14 protein-coding genes (1 of these 14 only partly in view) are annotated in these 16,081 nt (G+C 29.9%); 13 read left to right on the forward strand and 1 reads right to left on the reverse strand.

Annotation, left to right across the window (positions count from 1 at the left end):
• Positions 1-122: 122 nt before the first annotated feature.
• Entirely contained in the window at positions 123-587 is a 465-nt protein-coding gene (locus tag F3K33_RS04080) for a GreA/GreB family elongation factor (protein WP_039772582.1), read from the reverse strand.
• A gap of 305 nt (positions 588-892) precedes the next feature.
• Between F3K33_RS04080 and F3K33_RS04085 the strand changes: the two genes are divergently transcribed.
• The 13 genes from F3K33_RS04085 to F3K33_RS04145 form a co-directional block, all read left to right on the forward strand.
• Positions 893-3,031 (forward strand): PTS sugar transporter subunit IIABC, encoded by a 2,139-nt coding sequence (locus F3K33_RS04085; protein ID WP_039772584.1) that lies wholly within the window; start codon positions 893-895, stop codon positions 3,029-3,031.
• A 25-nt stretch (positions 3,032-3,056) separates the two neighbouring features.
• Positions 3,057-3,893 carry a PRD domain-containing protein gene (locus F3K33_RS04090; RefSeq protein WP_011968096.1) on the forward strand — a complete coding sequence of 279 codons (837 nt, stop codon included), beginning with the start codon at positions 3,057-3,059 and terminating at the stop codon, positions 3,891-3,893.
• A 400-nt stretch (positions 3,894-4,293) separates the two neighbouring features.
• On the forward strand, positions 4,294-5,493 hold the full coding sequence (locus tag F3K33_RS04095) for a 5-bromo-4-chloroindolyl phosphate hydrolysis family protein (RefSeq protein ID WP_039772586.1): 1,200 nt from the start codon (positions 4,294-4,296) through the stop codon (positions 5,491-5,493).
• Between the two features lie 27 nt (positions 5,494-5,520).
• Positions 5,521-6,666, forward strand: a complete 1,146-nt coding sequence (locus tag F3K33_RS04100) for a toxic anion resistance protein (RefSeq protein ID WP_011968098.1) — start codon at positions 5,521-5,523, stop codon at positions 6,664-6,666.
• A gap of 333 nt (positions 6,667-6,999) precedes the next feature.
• Entirely contained in the window at positions 7,000-7,899 is a 900-nt protein-coding gene (locus tag F3K33_RS04105; protein WP_023976690.1) for a chemotaxis protein, read from the forward strand.
• Between the two features lie 544 nt (positions 7,900-8,443).
• Positions 8,444-9,685 (forward strand): L,D-transpeptidase family protein, encoded by a 1,242-nt coding sequence (locus F3K33_RS04110; RefSeq protein ID WP_023976689.1) that lies wholly within the window; start codon positions 8,444-8,446, stop codon positions 9,683-9,685.
• Between the two features lie 294 nt (positions 9,686-9,979).
• A complete protein-coding gene (locus tag F3K33_RS04115; RefSeq protein WP_039772589.1) occupies positions 9,980-11,362 on the forward strand; it encodes a L,D-transpeptidase family protein in 1,383 nt (460 codons plus the stop codon).
• A 318-nt stretch (positions 11,363-11,680) separates the two neighbouring features.
• Positions 11,681-11,992, forward strand: coding sequence for a PTS sugar transporter subunit IIB (locus F3K33_RS04120; protein WP_017209485.1), 312 nt, complete (start codon positions 11,681-11,683; stop codon positions 11,990-11,992).
• A gap of 291 nt (positions 11,993-12,283) precedes the next feature.
• A complete protein-coding gene (locus F3K33_RS04125) occupies positions 12,284-13,429 on the forward strand; it encodes a pyridoxal-phosphate-dependent aminotransferase family protein (protein WP_039772591.1) in 1,146 nt (381 codons plus the stop codon).
• Between the two features lie 29 nt (positions 13,430-13,458).
• Positions 13,459-13,992, forward strand: coding sequence for an ECF transporter S component (locus F3K33_RS04130; RefSeq protein WP_017209487.1), 534 nt, complete (start codon positions 13,459-13,461; stop codon positions 13,990-13,992).
• A 186-nt stretch (positions 13,993-14,178) separates the two neighbouring features.
• On the forward strand, positions 14,179-14,859 hold the full coding sequence (gene rpiA / locus F3K33_RS04135) for a ribose 5-phosphate isomerase A (RefSeq protein ID WP_039772594.1): 681 nt from the start codon (positions 14,179-14,181) through the stop codon (positions 14,857-14,859).
• A 47-nt stretch (positions 14,860-14,906) separates the two neighbouring features.
• Positions 14,907-15,875 carry a Gfo/Idh/MocA family protein gene (locus F3K33_RS04140; protein ID WP_011968106.1) on the forward strand — a complete coding sequence of 323 codons (969 nt, stop codon included), beginning with the start codon at positions 14,907-14,909 and terminating at the stop codon, positions 15,873-15,875.
• A 30-nt stretch (positions 15,876-15,905) separates the two neighbouring features.
• Positions 15,906-16,081, forward strand: partial view of a MurR/RpiR family transcriptional regulator gene (locus F3K33_RS04145; protein WP_011968107.1) — the beginning only. 700 nt of this gene lie beyond the right edge of the window; only the first 176 of its 876 coding nucleotides appear in the window; it begins with the start codon at positions 15,906-15,908; its stop codon lies beyond the right edge, outside the window.

Raw genomic sequence — 16,081 nt, forward strand, 5'->3', positions numbered from 1 at the left:
TTATATGCATTATTTTCTATTATATGATTATATTTTAGCAAAGATTTTGATTAATCACCAATTTAGCTGGGGGATTCAAAATATGCATCATATGAATATTTAAAACTAATATCTAATAGGTATTATAGTACTTCGAGTATTTCAACTGAATATTTTTCACCTGGAGCATTGACTTCAACAATGTCACCAGCTTTATTTCCAGATAATGCTTTACCCAAGTCTGATTCAATACTTATAATCATATTTTCTGGATCCAGATCCATAGTTGTTACTAGTGTTACAACAACCTCATCATCATCTTCGACAAACCTAATTCTAGCTTTGCCATTAATTCCTAGTATTGATTTATCTATACTACCATCATCTATTACCGTTGCAGTTGAAATCATAGTTAATAGATACTGGATTCTATTATCATTTTCTCTATAGTTTCTGCAAGCCTCTTTATATTCAGCATTTTCCGATCTATCTCCGTGAGCAGCAGCTACTAATTTTTCTTTTGCTATTTCAGCTCTTTTAACTGTCATCCTATAATCTAATTCTTCTCTTAACTTTTTTATATTTTCTTCAGTTAGAATATTATTCATAAGAAAGCCGACCTCCTAAAATATATTATGAGAATATTATATAATATATATGAAGAAAAGTTAAATCACTAATACCGTTTATTTTTTTATTAAAATGCCCGCGATAATATTTTATGAAAACATTGACATGCAGTTATAGATATGCTAGAGTGAAAAATATGATATAGTATGTGACTGGTAGGTAGGCATTAACTATACATAAATATTTATTGAAGATGTTTATGTTGGTTAATGTTTTTTTGCACACAAAAGAGATAATAAGGCATTCATAATGTGCAAAAATAATCCTATGAAGGAGAAGAATTATGAAAGACAAAGTTTTTGGCGTTTTGCAACGTGTAGGAAGATCTTTTATGCTTCCAATTGCTATTTTACCAGTAGCAGGTTTATTTTTAGGTATAGGTGAGTCATTCACTAATAAAACAATGCTTGATACGTATGGACTTACAGGTTTAATTGGACCTGGCACATTTGTCAATGCACTTCTTTCAGTAATGAATGATGCAGGAAATATTGTGTTTGAAAATTTGCCTTTAATATTTGCAATAGGGGTTGCAATAGGCATGTCTAAGAAAGAAAGAGAAGTTGCAGCGTTAGCAGCAGGAATTGCATTTCTTATAATGCATGCATCAATTGGTGCCATGATTAAAATTCATGGTGGAACAGAAGCTCTTTTAAGTGGCGCATCAACTGAAGTACTTGGTATAATTTCATTACAAATGGGTGTTTTCGGTGGGATTATCGTAGGGCTTGGTACAGCAGCATTGCATAATAGGTATTATAAAATTGAATTACCACAAGTATTATCGTTTTTTGGTGGAACTAGATTTGTTCCTATTATATGTTCAATTGTCTATTTAATAGTTGGAATTTTAATGTTTTATATTTGGCCTCCAGTTCAAGGTGCTATTTACAAAGTTGGAAATATAGTGCTTGCATCAAGTTATGCAGGAACGTGGGTTTATGGTTTGATGGAACGGCTACTAATACCTTTTGGGCTTCATCACGTATTTTATTTACCATTCTGGCAAACAGCCGTTGGAGGTACAGCTCAAGTAGGAGACAAAGTTATTGAAGGTGCTCAAAATATTTTTTTTGCAGAACTAGGAACGCCAGGAATAACACACTTTAGTGTTTCTGCAACAAGATTTATGTCGGGTAAATTTCCGCTTATGATATTTGGATTGCCAGGAGCAGCACTAGCAATGTATAAATGTGCTAAGCCAGAAAAGAGAAAAGCAGTAGGTGGATTATTACTATCAGCAGCATTAACGTCAATGCTCACTGGTATAACAGAACCAATTGAATTCACATTTCTATTTGTAGCACCAGTATTATATGGAATTCACTGTGTGCTTGCTGGACTTGCTTATATGTTAATGCATATGTTAGGTGTTGGCGTAGGTATGACCTTCTCAGGTGGATTTATTGATTTATTCTTATTTGGTATTTTACAAGGAAATGCTAAAACAAGCTGGATACTGATTGTTATTGTAGGAATCGTATATTTTGTAGTATACTATTTATTATTCACCTTCTTAATTAAGAAGCTTGATTTAAAGACTCCAGGTCGTGAAGATTCTGGTGAAGTTAAGCTTTATACTAGAAGTGATTTAGAAGCAAAGAAAAATGATCAAAATGAAAACGCAGACGAACTTTCGGCCATGATATGCAGAGGTCTCGGAGGAAAGAACAATATTTCTGATGTTGATTGCTGTGTAACTAGATTGCGTTGTACTGTACATAACTCTGAATTGGTGAATGAAGGTTTGTTAAAACAAACTGGAGCATCGGGGATATTTCACAAAGGCGTAGGCGTCCAAATAATGTATGGGCCAAGAGTAACCGTTATAAAATCAAATTTAGAAGATTACTTAGTTACAGCACCAGATAAAGAAGATACTGGTTATGCAATAATAAAAAAAGAATCAGAGAAAGATACTGAAAAAGGTATTGAAAAAAAGGTTCAAGGAAAAGTTATAAGTACAGTGATTTTAAATAGTCCATTGACAGGTGAAGCAAAAGATTTATCAGAAGTACCAGATGAAGTATTTGCGAGCAGGATAATGGGAGATGGAGCTGTGGTTGTCCCAAGTGATGGAAATGTTATAGCTCCGGCAGATGGAGTAATAAGTTTTGTATTCCCATCAAAACATGCATTGGGATTAACAACAACTGATGGACTTGAATTACTTATTCATATAGGAATAGATACAGTAAAGCTTGATAAAAAAGCCTTTGAAACTTATGTGGAAGAGGGAGATAAAGTACAAGCTGGAGATAAAATATTAAGCTTTGACTTAGAATTTATAAAAAATAATGCACCATCTATTGCATCACCATGCATATGCACTGCATTGAATAGCAATCAAAAGGTGCGTCTATTAAAAACTGGAGATATAAAAGCCGGAGAAGCTTTAATTGCAGTTGATGCATTTGAATAATATATAAGGGATGAGGAGGCATAAAATGTTTAGAGTGATAAAAGCACTAAATCATAATGGTGTACTCGCTATAAATATGGATAACTATAAAGAGTATATCTTGCTCGGAAAAGGTATAGGTTTTGGTAAAAAGGTCAATGAACGTATTGAAGCTCCAGAAAATGCACATATATATCTCTTGCAGCAAGAAACTGAAAGAGGATTGACTAAGGAGATAATAAACAATATAGAGCCTCAGATTTTAGAAATTGCGAATAATATTATTATGGAAGCAGAAAAGAAATTTCATGAAGTAGACGAGAACATTTTATGCCCACTTGCAGATCATATTGCATTTGCAGTAAAAAGAATAAGAGATAATGAACAAATTAGTAATCCATTAACACAAGACATCAAAGCTTTATTTCCAGAAGAATATGAAGTTGCATGTAAAGGAAAAGATATTATCAAAGAGATAGAAGGCATTGAAATAAATGAAGATGAGATTGGCTATATAGCACTTCATATTCATTCAAGCCTAGGAAATGAAAAAGTATCACAAGCAATGCAAGTAGCAATGTTAGTTAGATCATGTATTACATCCATTGAAGAGAGTACAGGAAAGACAATAGATATCGAATCATTATCCTATAATCGTCTTATGAACCACATTAAATATATGGCGGCAAGAATGTTAAAAGGAGAAACGATAAAGCTTGATATGAATGATTATATTAGTGAAAGATTTCCAAAATCATTTGAAATTGCTGAAGACATATGTATGAAACTAGGTAAGGAATTGAAGAAAAAAATAAAATCAGTTGAGATAGGATACCTTGCGATGCACATTGAAAGAGTATTCTCAGATGAGTTAGAGGATTAGAATATATATAATATAATTTTAATGGAATTATAAAAATTTAAGGTTGCGTTTTATTGAAACTAGAGCTCCACGATAATTTATCGCGGGGCTTATTTTATTCTTTAGGAATTTATATTCTAGCGCCTGCGATTTTTTTATTTTGGGGAAAATTATAATGAAATCTGAGAACAATTTTTAAAGGTATTAGAAATACATAGTCTACGAAGCAGATTTTACATTTCTATAAAAATCAAAATAAAAAAATTATGGATATTTATGTCTTAGAATGAGAATTTTAAAGGGAGATAAAGATGTTACAAATTGTAATGGATACAAGAATAAGATATAATAAAGCCAATATATCGTTGCAAATAAATTAATGTTAAGTTAAGTTTTAATAAAATAATTTGGAGGCAGGGGAATGGATAAAAAAGATTTTTCTAATTTAGAAAGTCAAATTAGAGATACAATAAAAAATGCATTCGATGTCATAGATTTTGCTAAGATAAAAAAAGATATTGATGATAAAGCTCAAGAAACTGTTAGAGAGACAAGAAATAAATTTGTAGATAAATCACAGTATTTTGATAAAAAGATAAAAGATGAATTAAAAAATAGATATAAAAATATCGCGAATGTTGTTCCAAAATCTGAAGATAAAATACAAAAATATATTGCTAAGAGACCAGTTGGAAGTATATCAGGAACATTGTATACAATATTTGGATCTATATTAAGCGGAATATTAGGAATATTAATAATTTCATATTCAATACTTATTTCTTTTAAGAGTGAATTTTTAATGAGTAATTTGATTAGCTTAGGAATATTGTTTTCTTTTCTTGCGGCGAGTGGAGCTTTTACTTTAAGGGGTATAAATTTAAGAAAGAGAGCGAAGCGTTTTAAAGAATATGTGAAATTGCTACGAGGTAATAGCTATTGCTCCATTAGTGAATTAGCTGAGGCTGTTAGGAAAAAAAATAAATTTGTAGTTAAAGATTTAAGAAAAATGATTGAATTAAATATGTTTCCACAAGGACATATTGATGATAAGCAGACTTATTTCATGTTAAATAATGAAGTTTATGAGAATTATTTGACTTCACAGGAATCTTTGAAGAAAAGGAATGAAGATGAATTAAAAAAACAAGAGGAACTGAAAAAAGACTTCAATGATCCAGTGAAGATGGAACTAAGGAATACAATTGAAATGGGAATGGATTATATTAAACAAATAGGAGACATAAGTAGTTCTATAGATAAAGAAGAAATTTCTAAAAAATTAAATAGGCTCCAAAATATTATAAATCAAATACTTAAGTATGTTGAGCAGAATCCTAAAAAGCTTCAAGAAGTTGATAGATTTGCAAAACACTATCTGCCTATGACTTTAAAGCTTCTTAATGCATATAAAGAATTGAATGAGCAGCCGGTTCAGGGTGATAATATAAGAAATGCAAAAAATGAAATTGAAAAGACTTTGGATACCATAAATAATGCATTTGAAAAGTTATTAGACGATTTATTTGAAGAAATAGCATTAGATATTTCTACAGATATTTCTGTTCTTGAAACACTATTTACTCAAGAAGGTCTCAAAAAAGATGATTTCAAAAAATAGGACTTGAACTAAAAGGAGGAATTAAAAGTGAATGATGGATTTAAGGAAGATATAGATATGATGCCAAGTTTAACATTTGAACCTTTTGAAGAGGAAGTTACTGATGTAAAGGTAGAAGAAAGTAAGAAGAAAGAAATTTTTGATGAAAGCTATTTAACAGAAGATGAGAAGAAGATGATTAATGAATTTGTAGATAAAATAGATATAAATAATACAAATTCAATTCTTCAATATGGAGTAGGAGCTCAAAAGAAGATTGCAGATTTTTCTGAGACAGCATTAAATAACGTTAAAACAAAAGATTTAGGCGAAGTCGGGGAAATGTTAACAAATGTAGTGTGTGAGCTTAAAAATTTTGAATCTGTAGAAGAAAAAAAAGGATTTCTAGGTCTTTTTAAGAAATCTGCAGAAAAGATTTCGCAAATGAAAGCAAAGTATGAAAAGGTTGAAGGGAATATTAATAAAATTTGTAGTGCTCTAGAAAATCATCAAATACAGCTTTTGAAAGATATTGCTATGCTTGATAAAATGTATGAAATAAATAAGGTATATTTTAAAGAACTTTCTATGTACATATTAGCTGGGAAAAAGAAGCTTTCAAAATTAGAAAAGGATGAGCTGCCTAAGTTAGCAGAAAGAGCAAGGATAAGTGGACTTCCAGAAGATGCTCAGGCGACAAATGATTTTGTGGCTCTTTGCAATCGCTTTGACAAAAAGATACATGATTTAGAATTAACTAGAATGATTTCACTCCAAATGGCACCTCAAATTCGTCTCGTTCAAAATAATGATTCATTAATGTCAGAAAAAATACAATCTACTCTTGTTAATACTATTCCACTATGGAAGAGTCAAATTGTATTAGCTCTTGGAGTAGCTCATTCAAACAATGCGGCCAAGGTTCAAAATGAAGTTACGAACATGACCAATGAGCTGTTACGTAAGAATGCAGAAACACTAAAGATGTCAACAATTGAGACAGCTAAAGAATCTGAGCGTGGAATTGTTGATATTGAGACTTTAAAGAATACAAATGAATCGTTGATATCAACGCTTGATGAAGTTTTACGAATACAAATTGAAGGAAGAGAAAAACGTAAAGCTGCTGAAGCTGAATTACAAGAAATTGAAGGTAAATTGAAAGATAGGCTTCTACAAATGAGACAAAGATAAAAAAATAATGGTTTCTGTTCTATCATTTTAAGGTAAAACAGTTTTATGTATCTTTCACAGTGAGTATGAATTTTAGTTTTTTTAATTACAAATTATCATGCATAAATGATATAATTAAAGAAGTTATATATGGCAACGATAATAGATGTAAGTATTTAATAAAAGTATAGGCATAAATAGAATAATATGTTTATTCAACATATACATAAGCTATAATTATGAATACGATATAAAACATAGGATCAATGCTATGATAACTATAAAAAAGTGAAAGGATATATTTTGCAAAATAATGCTACAATTACAAGATTTTAAGTAAGGGGGAGAGATATTATGAACAATAACATATTACTAGAATCGGGTACTGGGGAATTAGAAATAATAGAATTTATCGCAAATGGAAATCATTATGCAATTAATGTTGTAAAAGTTAAAGAGGTAATAGAGATGCCTTCAAACTTAACTAAATTGCCAGATCCTAAGCCAGAGATAGCTGGCCTCATACTATGCAGAGATGAGATACTTACTTTGATTGATTTAAAATACATATTAACAAAAAGATCGGCAGGAAAACTTGGATCAAAGGTTATAGTTTGTGAGTTTAATAAAATAAAAGTTTCATTTAATATTGATGATATAGTTGGAGTTCATCGTATAAGATGGGATGAAATAAGAAAACCTGATGATCTATCAGAAAACTCATTAGCTGTTGGAAATATACTTTTAAATGGAAAAGTATTAATTATGCTTGATTTTGAAAAAATAGTCACAGATATTTGTCCAAGTGTTGGAATAAGTGAAGATAGACTTATACAAGTAGATTATAAGGATAGATCATCTATAAAATTAGTTATGGCTGATGATTCTGCTTTAATTAGAAGGTTATTAAAAGATACTCTTACAAAAGCAGGATTTAAGAATTTAAGAATTTTTGATGACGGTAAACAAGCGTTAGATTTCTTCGAAGAATTAGCAAGAAATAAAGGTGAAAACTTTATTGAAGAAGCTCAATTACTTATTACAGATATAGAAATGCCTCAGATGGATGGGCTCACATTGACAAGAAAAATAAAAGAAAATGAAACATTGAAAAAGCTTCCTGTTGTAATATTCTCATCACTAATTACGGGAGAATTAAAACATAAGGGAGAATCAGTGGGAGCAAATGCACAGTTAAGTAAGCCAGAAGTAAGTGATCTTGTTGATACAATAGACAAACTATTAGGTGTTTAGAAAATGCATATTTAAAGTGTTTATCATTATGCCAAACACAACTAGAATAAGTAAATTTTAGATCTACTAAAATTAATCTAATTGGATAGTTAAAGGTATGGGTGAAAAATTCATACCTTTTTATTTTATATGAATTTAAGTTTGCAGATAAAATATGAAAAAGACTGATTAATAATTGAAAGTTGTATAAATGGAGTAAAATAGAAAATATATTTACTTGGGAATTTTTCTTACATACACTTAGAAATGCAGCTGATTAAGAAAATTTCTGACCATACAAGCAACTGAGATTTTGTTATTTAACATAAGTATGTAATTAACTTAAGAGAAATATTATATGACAATTGATTATTATATGGAAAATATTGTATAATATGTAATGTACAATTGTTAATAACATGTTATATTATTCAAGAGATTTTATATTTTACAAAGATCGTTTAAAGGGGGAATAATGTATATAGCAGCTTTACAATATTTATATAAAAATTTCTTGTATGTGCAAAAATTTAATATTAATAGAATCTTATATAAGGGGGTTTTTATGGAAGAAAAACAAAATAGATCTAATAAAATTGCTAAAGAGATGATAACCTTTTTCTATTGTCTGAGCATTGTATTTTTTATTTCTCTTATTAATAGTATAGGTGCATATGCTGAAACAACAAATGAAAAACAAAAGTTACCTGAAACATATGCATTAATATTACAGGAAAGAGGAGGAGCTCAGGAACAAATTAATGGAGCTGACATTGGTTTAAAAACTGATTCAGGTATCAAATTTGATAATAAATTGTTACAGGATTCTATAAATAAACTAAGTTGCTCTGATGATGGTAAGGTGGTTCAATCTGGAAATGCTACTTTAGTCTTAGTAAATAATAATTATGTAATATCAAAAGAAGTTTATGGAAACAAAATAAACAAAGATATATTATATAAAAGCATAGTAAAAGCGATTCAAAATGGGGATACAACATTGAATTTAGAAGCTGCTAACTGTTACGAAAGTTCAGAGCCTAGATTTAAAATAAACTCCCCAGTAGTTGTTAGCGCTAGGGATACACTTAATAGGTATTTGGCTTCTAAAATTACTTATAATTTTGGGGGATTAACACAATATTTAGATAGTTCAATAATAAAGGATTGGATTGGCGTTGATAGTAATTTTAATGTAACAATTGATGAAAATATGGTTAGAAACTATGTTGATAATATAGCAAATACTTATGCATCATCACTTGGTACAAGCATAAAGGTTAGTGGTGGAGATAATGGTAATAACCATAGTTGGATGATTAATGCTTCTGAAGAAACAAAAGCTCTGATAGATAATATAAAGAGCGGACAAACTATAAGTAAATATCCAATATATACTCAAACCTCTATATCCAGTTATTTTAGTAATGTTGGTGATACTTTTGTTGAAGTTGATAAAGGTAAACAACATTTATGGTTCTATAAAGATGGATATCTTGTTGTAGAAGGTGATCTAGTTACAGGTAATGAAAGTACTGGGCATGGAACACCAACAGGAGTGTTTTACTTAAATTCGAAACAAAGAGATTCAGTATTAATAGGTGAAGATTATGCATCACCAGTTAGCTTTTGGATGCCTTTTATTAAGAATGATATTGGTCTTCATGATGCTAGTTGGAGAGATGAATTTGGAGGGGAAATATATAAGACTGGTGGTTCACATGGATGCGTAAATTTACCATATTATGTGGCAAAGGCAATATTTGATAATATTATCCCAGGCTGCCCTGTTATTGTTCATGAGTAATATTAGAGATATTTCTAATCAACACACGAGAGTAAAAAGCTCTATATTAATTATAATTAATGCAAAGGAAAGTTTTGATCTTTTTAGGTCAGAATTTTCCTTTTTTTATAAATAATAATAAACATTTTATAATTAATAAATTGAATTTAAAATGTTCTAAATATAATTATAATTACATAATTATTAAAATATAAAACTTCAATAAAAGTTACTTAATATATTTTCTGTATAAGCTATAATTTTATGATTTAAAAATGAAAATTGTAAGATTGAATGATGTCAGGTGGGATAAGTATGATAAAACAAATATTACAATACATAAAATATCCAAAAAGAATAATGATGATTATTTGTGCCCTGGTAGCTATATATTCAATAGTTTCTATACATTTTATCAATCATTTTTATTTTGGTTCAACAATTAACAGGGTTGACGTCTCAGGTAAAACAGCGCAAGAGGCAGAAGAAGAAATATTATCTAAAATGGACACATATTCAGTGGAATTAGAAGAACGTTATGGTGCAAAGGAAGAAATAAAAGGAGCGGATATTAACTTAAGATATGATTTAGGAGACAAAATTAAAGAACTGAAAAGTAAGCAGATTCCATTTGCTTGGATTTTATCTTTTTTAGGAGAGAAGAATTATACAATTACGGATTCTGTATCATATAACGAAGATTTATTAAAGAAAAGCTTTAATAATCTTTCTTGTATAACAGGAAGCAGTGTAGTGGCACCTAAAAATTCTGAATTAGAATATAAAGATGATGGATATATAATTAACAAAGAGATATATGGAAATAAGATTAATAAAGATGCTTTGTATGAACACTTAATAAAGGCAGTTGTTAGTGGGGAGAAGAAAATTAATTTAGAATCAATTAATTGCTATGAGAATCCTAAGTATATATCAACATCTAAGGAAGTTTTAGACGCTAAAAATATACTCGATAAATATGCATCATCAAAAATTACATATTCCTTCGGCGAAGATAATGAAGTTATTGATGGATCAATAATACACAATTGGCTTAAAGTAGATCAAGACTATTTTGTTTCAATTGATGAAAAAAAAGTCTATGATTATATGGATAAAATTTCCAATACGCATAATACATCAGGAAAAACAAGAGATTTCAAAACATCTTTAGGAACAATAACAAAAGTTAGTGGAGGAAATTATGGATGGGTAATTGATACTTCACAGGAGGCAAAAGAGTTGATTAAAGATATTGAGAAAGGAGAAAATATAGAAAAAGAGCCTATATATAAGCAAGTCGCTTTATCTCATGATAGTAATGACATAGGCAATACTTACGTGGAAATTAATATGAATATTCAACACTTATGGTATTACAAAAATGGAATACTTGTAATAGAAGGTGATGTTGTTACAGGTAATGCAAGCAGAGGATCTCCCACTCCAACTGGAGTTTATCGATTAAATTATAAGCAAAAGGATGCTACCTTGAAAGGTGAAAATTATAGTAGCTCGGTTTCTTTCTGGATGCCTTTTTATGGGAATGTTGGTATACATGATGCAAGCTGGAGATCAGAGTTTGGTGGAAATATATACAAAGCGAATGGTTCTCATGGATGCGTTAATGCACCATATTACCTAGCAAAGGTCTTATTTAATAATATTGAAGAAGGTACTCCGATAGTTTGCTATTAATTGCGGTTCTAAATGATTAAATTTATATAAAAGATTAATCGCAACTATCCTATTGAAGATAATCTTATCCTAGCTGGATATATCGGAAAACATTTACAAAGAAAATTTATTGTTATATAATAAATTCATACCGATCAATAAAAAGGAAAAATTAATATTTAATGGTTTTCCTATAATAGGGTTTTATTTGAACATAGCCAGGATTATTTAATAACAAAAAAGAGTTTAATTGATTAAATAATTAAATTAAGAAAATTTGTAAATACTTTAACTAAGTAATAACACTAGAATAAATACATTGTTTAGGAGGAATTAATTATGATAAAAATTAGATTATTTTGTGCAGCAGGAATGTCAACAAGTCTTTTAGTTAATAAAATGAAGGATGCAGCCAAGACTAAAGGTATAGAAGTAGATATTGAAGCTTTTCCAGAAAGTCAAATGGATAAAAATCTAGATGGCGTAAATGTTGCTTTGTTAGGACCACAAGTTGGATATACATTAGGAAAGGCAAAGAAAATTTGTGAGCCACTAGGAATTCCAGTAGATGTAATACCAATGGTTGATTATGGAATGATGAATGGTCAAAAAGTATTGGATTTTGCATTGAAATTAACAGAGAAGAAATAAATGCAAAATAAATCTAAGAATTCATAAAAAATTTTATAAATTCTATTAAATAAGCTTTCAAGTTATTTTTGAAAGCTTATTTTTTATTTTGTAGTAGATTATCATTAGAGAGTTTACGGATGCTATACCCTTTTAAGGCTTAATTTTATGAAAATGATCGATTTAGAAAGTTACATTTTAATAGAGAATTAAAAATAAAAAACATATTGTATCCGTACAATTTACTTTTTTTATTATATATGATATTTTAATTAATATTAAAATACAAAAGAAAGGAGGGGGATGCATTCTATGAATGAGAAATTTGTTTATGCTCCGGGTCCGACAAGTGTTAGAGAGAATGTAAGGTTAGAAAGAGCTAGGATAACTACTAATCCAGATGTAGACGAAGAATTTGTGGAATTCTATAAAAATATTTGTGATAAAATAGGAAAAATAATTGAGACAAAAAATCCGGTATATATACTAAGTGGGGAAGGTATTTTAGGATTAGAAGCGGCATGTGCATCTCTTACTGAACCAGGTGATAGAGTACTTGTTTTAGACAATGGAATTTATGGGAGAAGTTTTAAGGACTTTGTTGAAATGTACGGAGGAGAAGGGGTATATTTTTCGTGCGATTATAACAAAGCTATAGATGAAAGTAAGTTAAATGAATTTTTAAGTGTGGATCATGATTTTAAGTATGCAACAATAGTTCATTGCGATACGCCAACAGGAGTTTTAAATGATTTATCTAAGATATGTCCATTATTAAATGAGTATGGAATTTTAACTGTTGTTGATTCTGTTTCTGCAATGGGTGGAGAAGAAATAAGAGTTGATGATTGGAAGATTGATATAGCATTAGGTGGATCTCAGAAAGCATTTTCAGCTCCAGCTGGATTAACTATGGTAAGCATCAGCGAAAAGGCTAAAGAAGCAATGAAAAATAGAAAGACTCCAGTAATAGGGTTTTACTGTAATCTTAATATCTGGGAAAATTATTACGCAAATAAGTGGTTTCCGTACACAATGCCAATAAGTGATATCATGGGGTTAGATAAAGCGGTTGATAATATTTTGGATGAAGGAATTCAAAATGTGCTCAAGAGACATGAAAAAATAGCATATGCGACTAGGAAGGCTGTTAGTGAATTTGGACTTGAATTATTTTTAGAAGATGGTTATTCAAATACAGTAACAGCAGTCAAAATACCGGAAAACATAGGAGCTCAGAGGCTTAAAAATCATATGTTGAGTAAATACAATACTTTAATTATAACATCACTAAATCCATACGAAGATATAATTTTAAGAATAGGACACATGGGGGAGAATGCAAAAGTTGATAAGATTCTTTATGCATTAAATATAATTGAGAACGGACTAAAAGATCTAGGTTTTGAAAGTAATGGTGAATTAGTAAATTCATTTATTAGACACTTAAATAATTAATTATTAAATTAAGCAAGGTGGGGCAAGGAATGGAAATAAACAGAAGAAAAAGCAAATTTAAAACAAAAGACATGGTAGAAACAGCACTATTGACAGCGCTAGTATTTGTTGCAACAGCGTTTATAAATATTAGATTGCCGATATTAGCTACTGGCGGATTGGTTCATTTAGGAACTGTAATGTTATTTGTTACAGCAATTGTTTTTGGAAAAGAGAAGGGTGCTATAGCTGCTGCTGTAGGAATGGCAATATTTGATTTATCATCAGGATGGGCGCTTTGGGCTCCATTTACATTTATAGTAAGAGGAATTATGGGATATATGGTTGGTGCCATAGCGTGGAGTAGAAATGAAGAAGGTAATAGTATCGTACTTAATCTTTTGGCAATTGTGCTATCAGGTATTTGGATGATAGCAGGATACTACATTACTGAAGGAATACTTTATGGAAATTGGGCAGCACCAGTTGCATCAATACCTGGAAATGTGACTCAAATTGTTATTGGATTATTACTGGGATTACCTATTGCTAAAGTACTTAGAAGATATAAAAAGTATATTTAAATATGTAATAATGATGCTTTGAAGTGATTTATGATGCTTCAAAGCATCATTTTTTGCATTTGGTAAAGCATATAATAAATGATATGCTGCGGTGAAATTTTATTTCATAAATAATAATATTGACGAAATAAATATATCATATTATGATTATATTAACTTGATACTGTATTTAGGAGGATATTGAGAATGAGTGATAACGATTTAAAGAAAAATAGTGCTAAGGAAGCCATGAAATATATAAAAGATGGGATGATAGTAGGTCTAGGTGGAGGGAGGAGCATAGCTTATTTAATAGAATTTATAAAACAGGACAAAAATATTAACGTGAAGATAGTTACTCCATCAGTGAAAACAAAGATGCTTTGCATAGAAAAAGGTTTAGAAGTTTTGCACACAAGTTCTGTGGATAAAGTGGACGTTGCTTTTGATGGCTGTGACCAAGTTGATGAAAAATTAAATGCATTGAAAAGTGGTGGAGGAATTCATACTAAGGAAAAGTTAATTGCTAGTATGGCAGAAGAATATATTCTCCTTGTTGATGAAGCAAAAGTTGAAAAAGAGTTAACATTTGATGTTCCAGTAGTACTTGAAGTTTTAGAGGACTCTTTGAAGTATGTTGAAAAAAAAGTACTAGAGTTAAATGGGAAACCGGTGATTAGAAGTAGCGATATAAAAGATGGATTTACTATAAGTGATAATGGCAACCTATTAGTAGATGTATTCTTTAATAATGTAAAAGATATTCATAAACTAAATGATAATCTAATAAGAATTTGTGGAGTTATAGAAACGTCATTATTTACTAATGTAATCACAAAAGTGATTATTGCTAGTAAGGAAGGTATTAGGGAAATTTCACAAAAATAATTTAATCAAGAATGAAATTTAAAATTAAAACGTATGAGGTGAAGGATATGAATAAAATAAATTGGGCAGTACTAGGGCCAGGAACAATTGCAGCAGATTTTGCAAAGGCCATAAATGAAGTGAATGGGAAGATATATGCGGTAGGTTCAAGAAATATTGAAAAGGCAAGGGATTTTGCTAATAAATATAACATAGAAAAAGCTTACGGAGATTATGATGAGATGCTAAAAGATGATAATATAGATGTCGTTTATATAGCGACGCCTCACTGTAATCATTATGAATATATAATTAAGAGTCTTAATAATAATAAAAACGTATTTTGTGAAAAAGCAATTACTGTAAATGGAAAGCAATTGAAAGAAATAGTTGAATTAGCAAATGAGAAAAAATTAATAGTGGCAGAAGCAATGACTATTTATCATATGCCGTTATATAAAAAGTTACGTAAAATTGTTGATGATGGCAAGCTTGGAAAGATTAAAATGATTCAAGTTAACTTTGGAAGCCTTAAAGAGTATGATGTGACAAATAGATTTTTTAGCCCAGATTTAGCAGGAGGTGCCCTTCTTGATATAGGAACATATGCATTGTCATTTACAAGGTACTTTCTCTCTAGTCAGCCAGAGGAAATTTTAACTACAGTTAAGAAATTCGAAACTGGAGTGGATGAGCAGTCAGGTATAATTCTTAAAAATTCTGATGATGAAATGGCAGTTATATCATTAACTATGAGAGCAAAACAGCCAAAGAGAGGAATTGTATGTGGAGAATTAGGATATATAACTGTTGAAAATTTTCCAAGAGCAGATAAAGCAACAATTACATATCCTGATGGAAGTGTAGAAATTATTGAAGAAGGCCATGGTTCAAAAGCATTAGAATATGAAATTGAATGCGTAAATAGTATGGTAATGAGTAAAACAGGTAATGATACTTTAAGATTGTCTGTTGATGTCATGGATATAATGGATGAGGTAAGGAAACAATGGAATTTAAGCTATACTTTTGAGTAAGAAGTTTTATGAATTAATTACTTGAATACGATGATTAAGGGAGTAATTATTAAAGTGAGAGAGATAGAAAAGAGTGTTCTAGATAAAATTCTTTGCATTTATAAAAGCTTACATGAAGCAGAAAAAAAGATTGCTGATTATATAATTAATAATAAAGAAAGAGTCATTGAAATGACTGTTTCTGAGTTAGCATTAGAAAGTAGTGT

It is taken from the genome of Clostridium beijerinckii, from assembly GCF_008705175.1.
GTDB lineage: Bacteria > Bacillota > Clostridia > Clostridiales > Clostridiaceae > Clostridium > Clostridium beijerinckii.

What these genes read in the sequence shown, in the direction of transcription:
- F3K33_RS04080 (WP_039772582.1), bottom strand. Translation starts at nt 587, where the DNA reads ATGAATAATATTCTAACTGAAGAAAATATAAAAAAGTTAAGAGAAGAA.
- F3K33_RS04085 (WP_039772584.1), top strand. Translation starts at nt 893, where the DNA reads ATGAAAGACAAAGTTTTTGGCGTTTTGCAACGTGTAGGAAGATCTTTT.
- F3K33_RS04090 (WP_011968096.1), top strand. Translation starts at nt 3,057, where the DNA reads ATGTTTAGAGTGATAAAAGCACTAAATCATAATGGTGTACTCGCTATA.
- F3K33_RS04095 (WP_039772586.1), top strand. Translation starts at nt 4,294, where the DNA reads ATGGATAAAAAAGATTTTTCTAATTTAGAAAGTCAAATTAGAGATACA.
- F3K33_RS04105 (WP_023976690.1), top strand. Translation starts at nt 7,000, where the DNA reads ATGAACAATAACATATTACTAGAATCGGGTACTGGGGAATTAGAAATA.
- F3K33_RS04110 (WP_023976689.1), top strand. Translation starts at nt 8,444, where the DNA reads ATGGAAGAAAAACAAAATAGATCTAATAAAATTGCTAAAGAGATGATA.
- F3K33_RS04115 (WP_039772589.1), top strand. Translation starts at nt 9,980, where the DNA reads ATGATAAAACAAATATTACAATACATAAAATATCCAAAAAGAATAATG.
- F3K33_RS04120 (WP_017209485.1), top strand. Translation starts at nt 11,681, where the DNA reads ATGATAAAAATTAGATTATTTTGTGCAGCAGGAATGTCAACAAGTCTT.
- F3K33_RS04125 (WP_039772591.1), top strand. Translation starts at nt 12,284, where the DNA reads ATGAATGAGAAATTTGTTTATGCTCCGGGTCCGACAAGTGTTAGAGAG.
- F3K33_RS04130 (WP_017209487.1), top strand. Translation starts at nt 13,459, where the DNA reads ATGGAAATAAACAGAAGAAAAAGCAAATTTAAAACAAAAGACATGGTA.
- rpiA (WP_039772594.1), top strand. Translation starts at nt 14,179, where the DNA reads ATGAGTGATAACGATTTAAAGAAAAATAGTGCTAAGGAAGCCATGAAA.
- F3K33_RS04140 (WP_011968106.1), top strand. Translation starts at nt 14,907, where the DNA reads ATGAATAAAATAAATTGGGCAGTACTAGGGCCAGGAACAATTGCAGCA.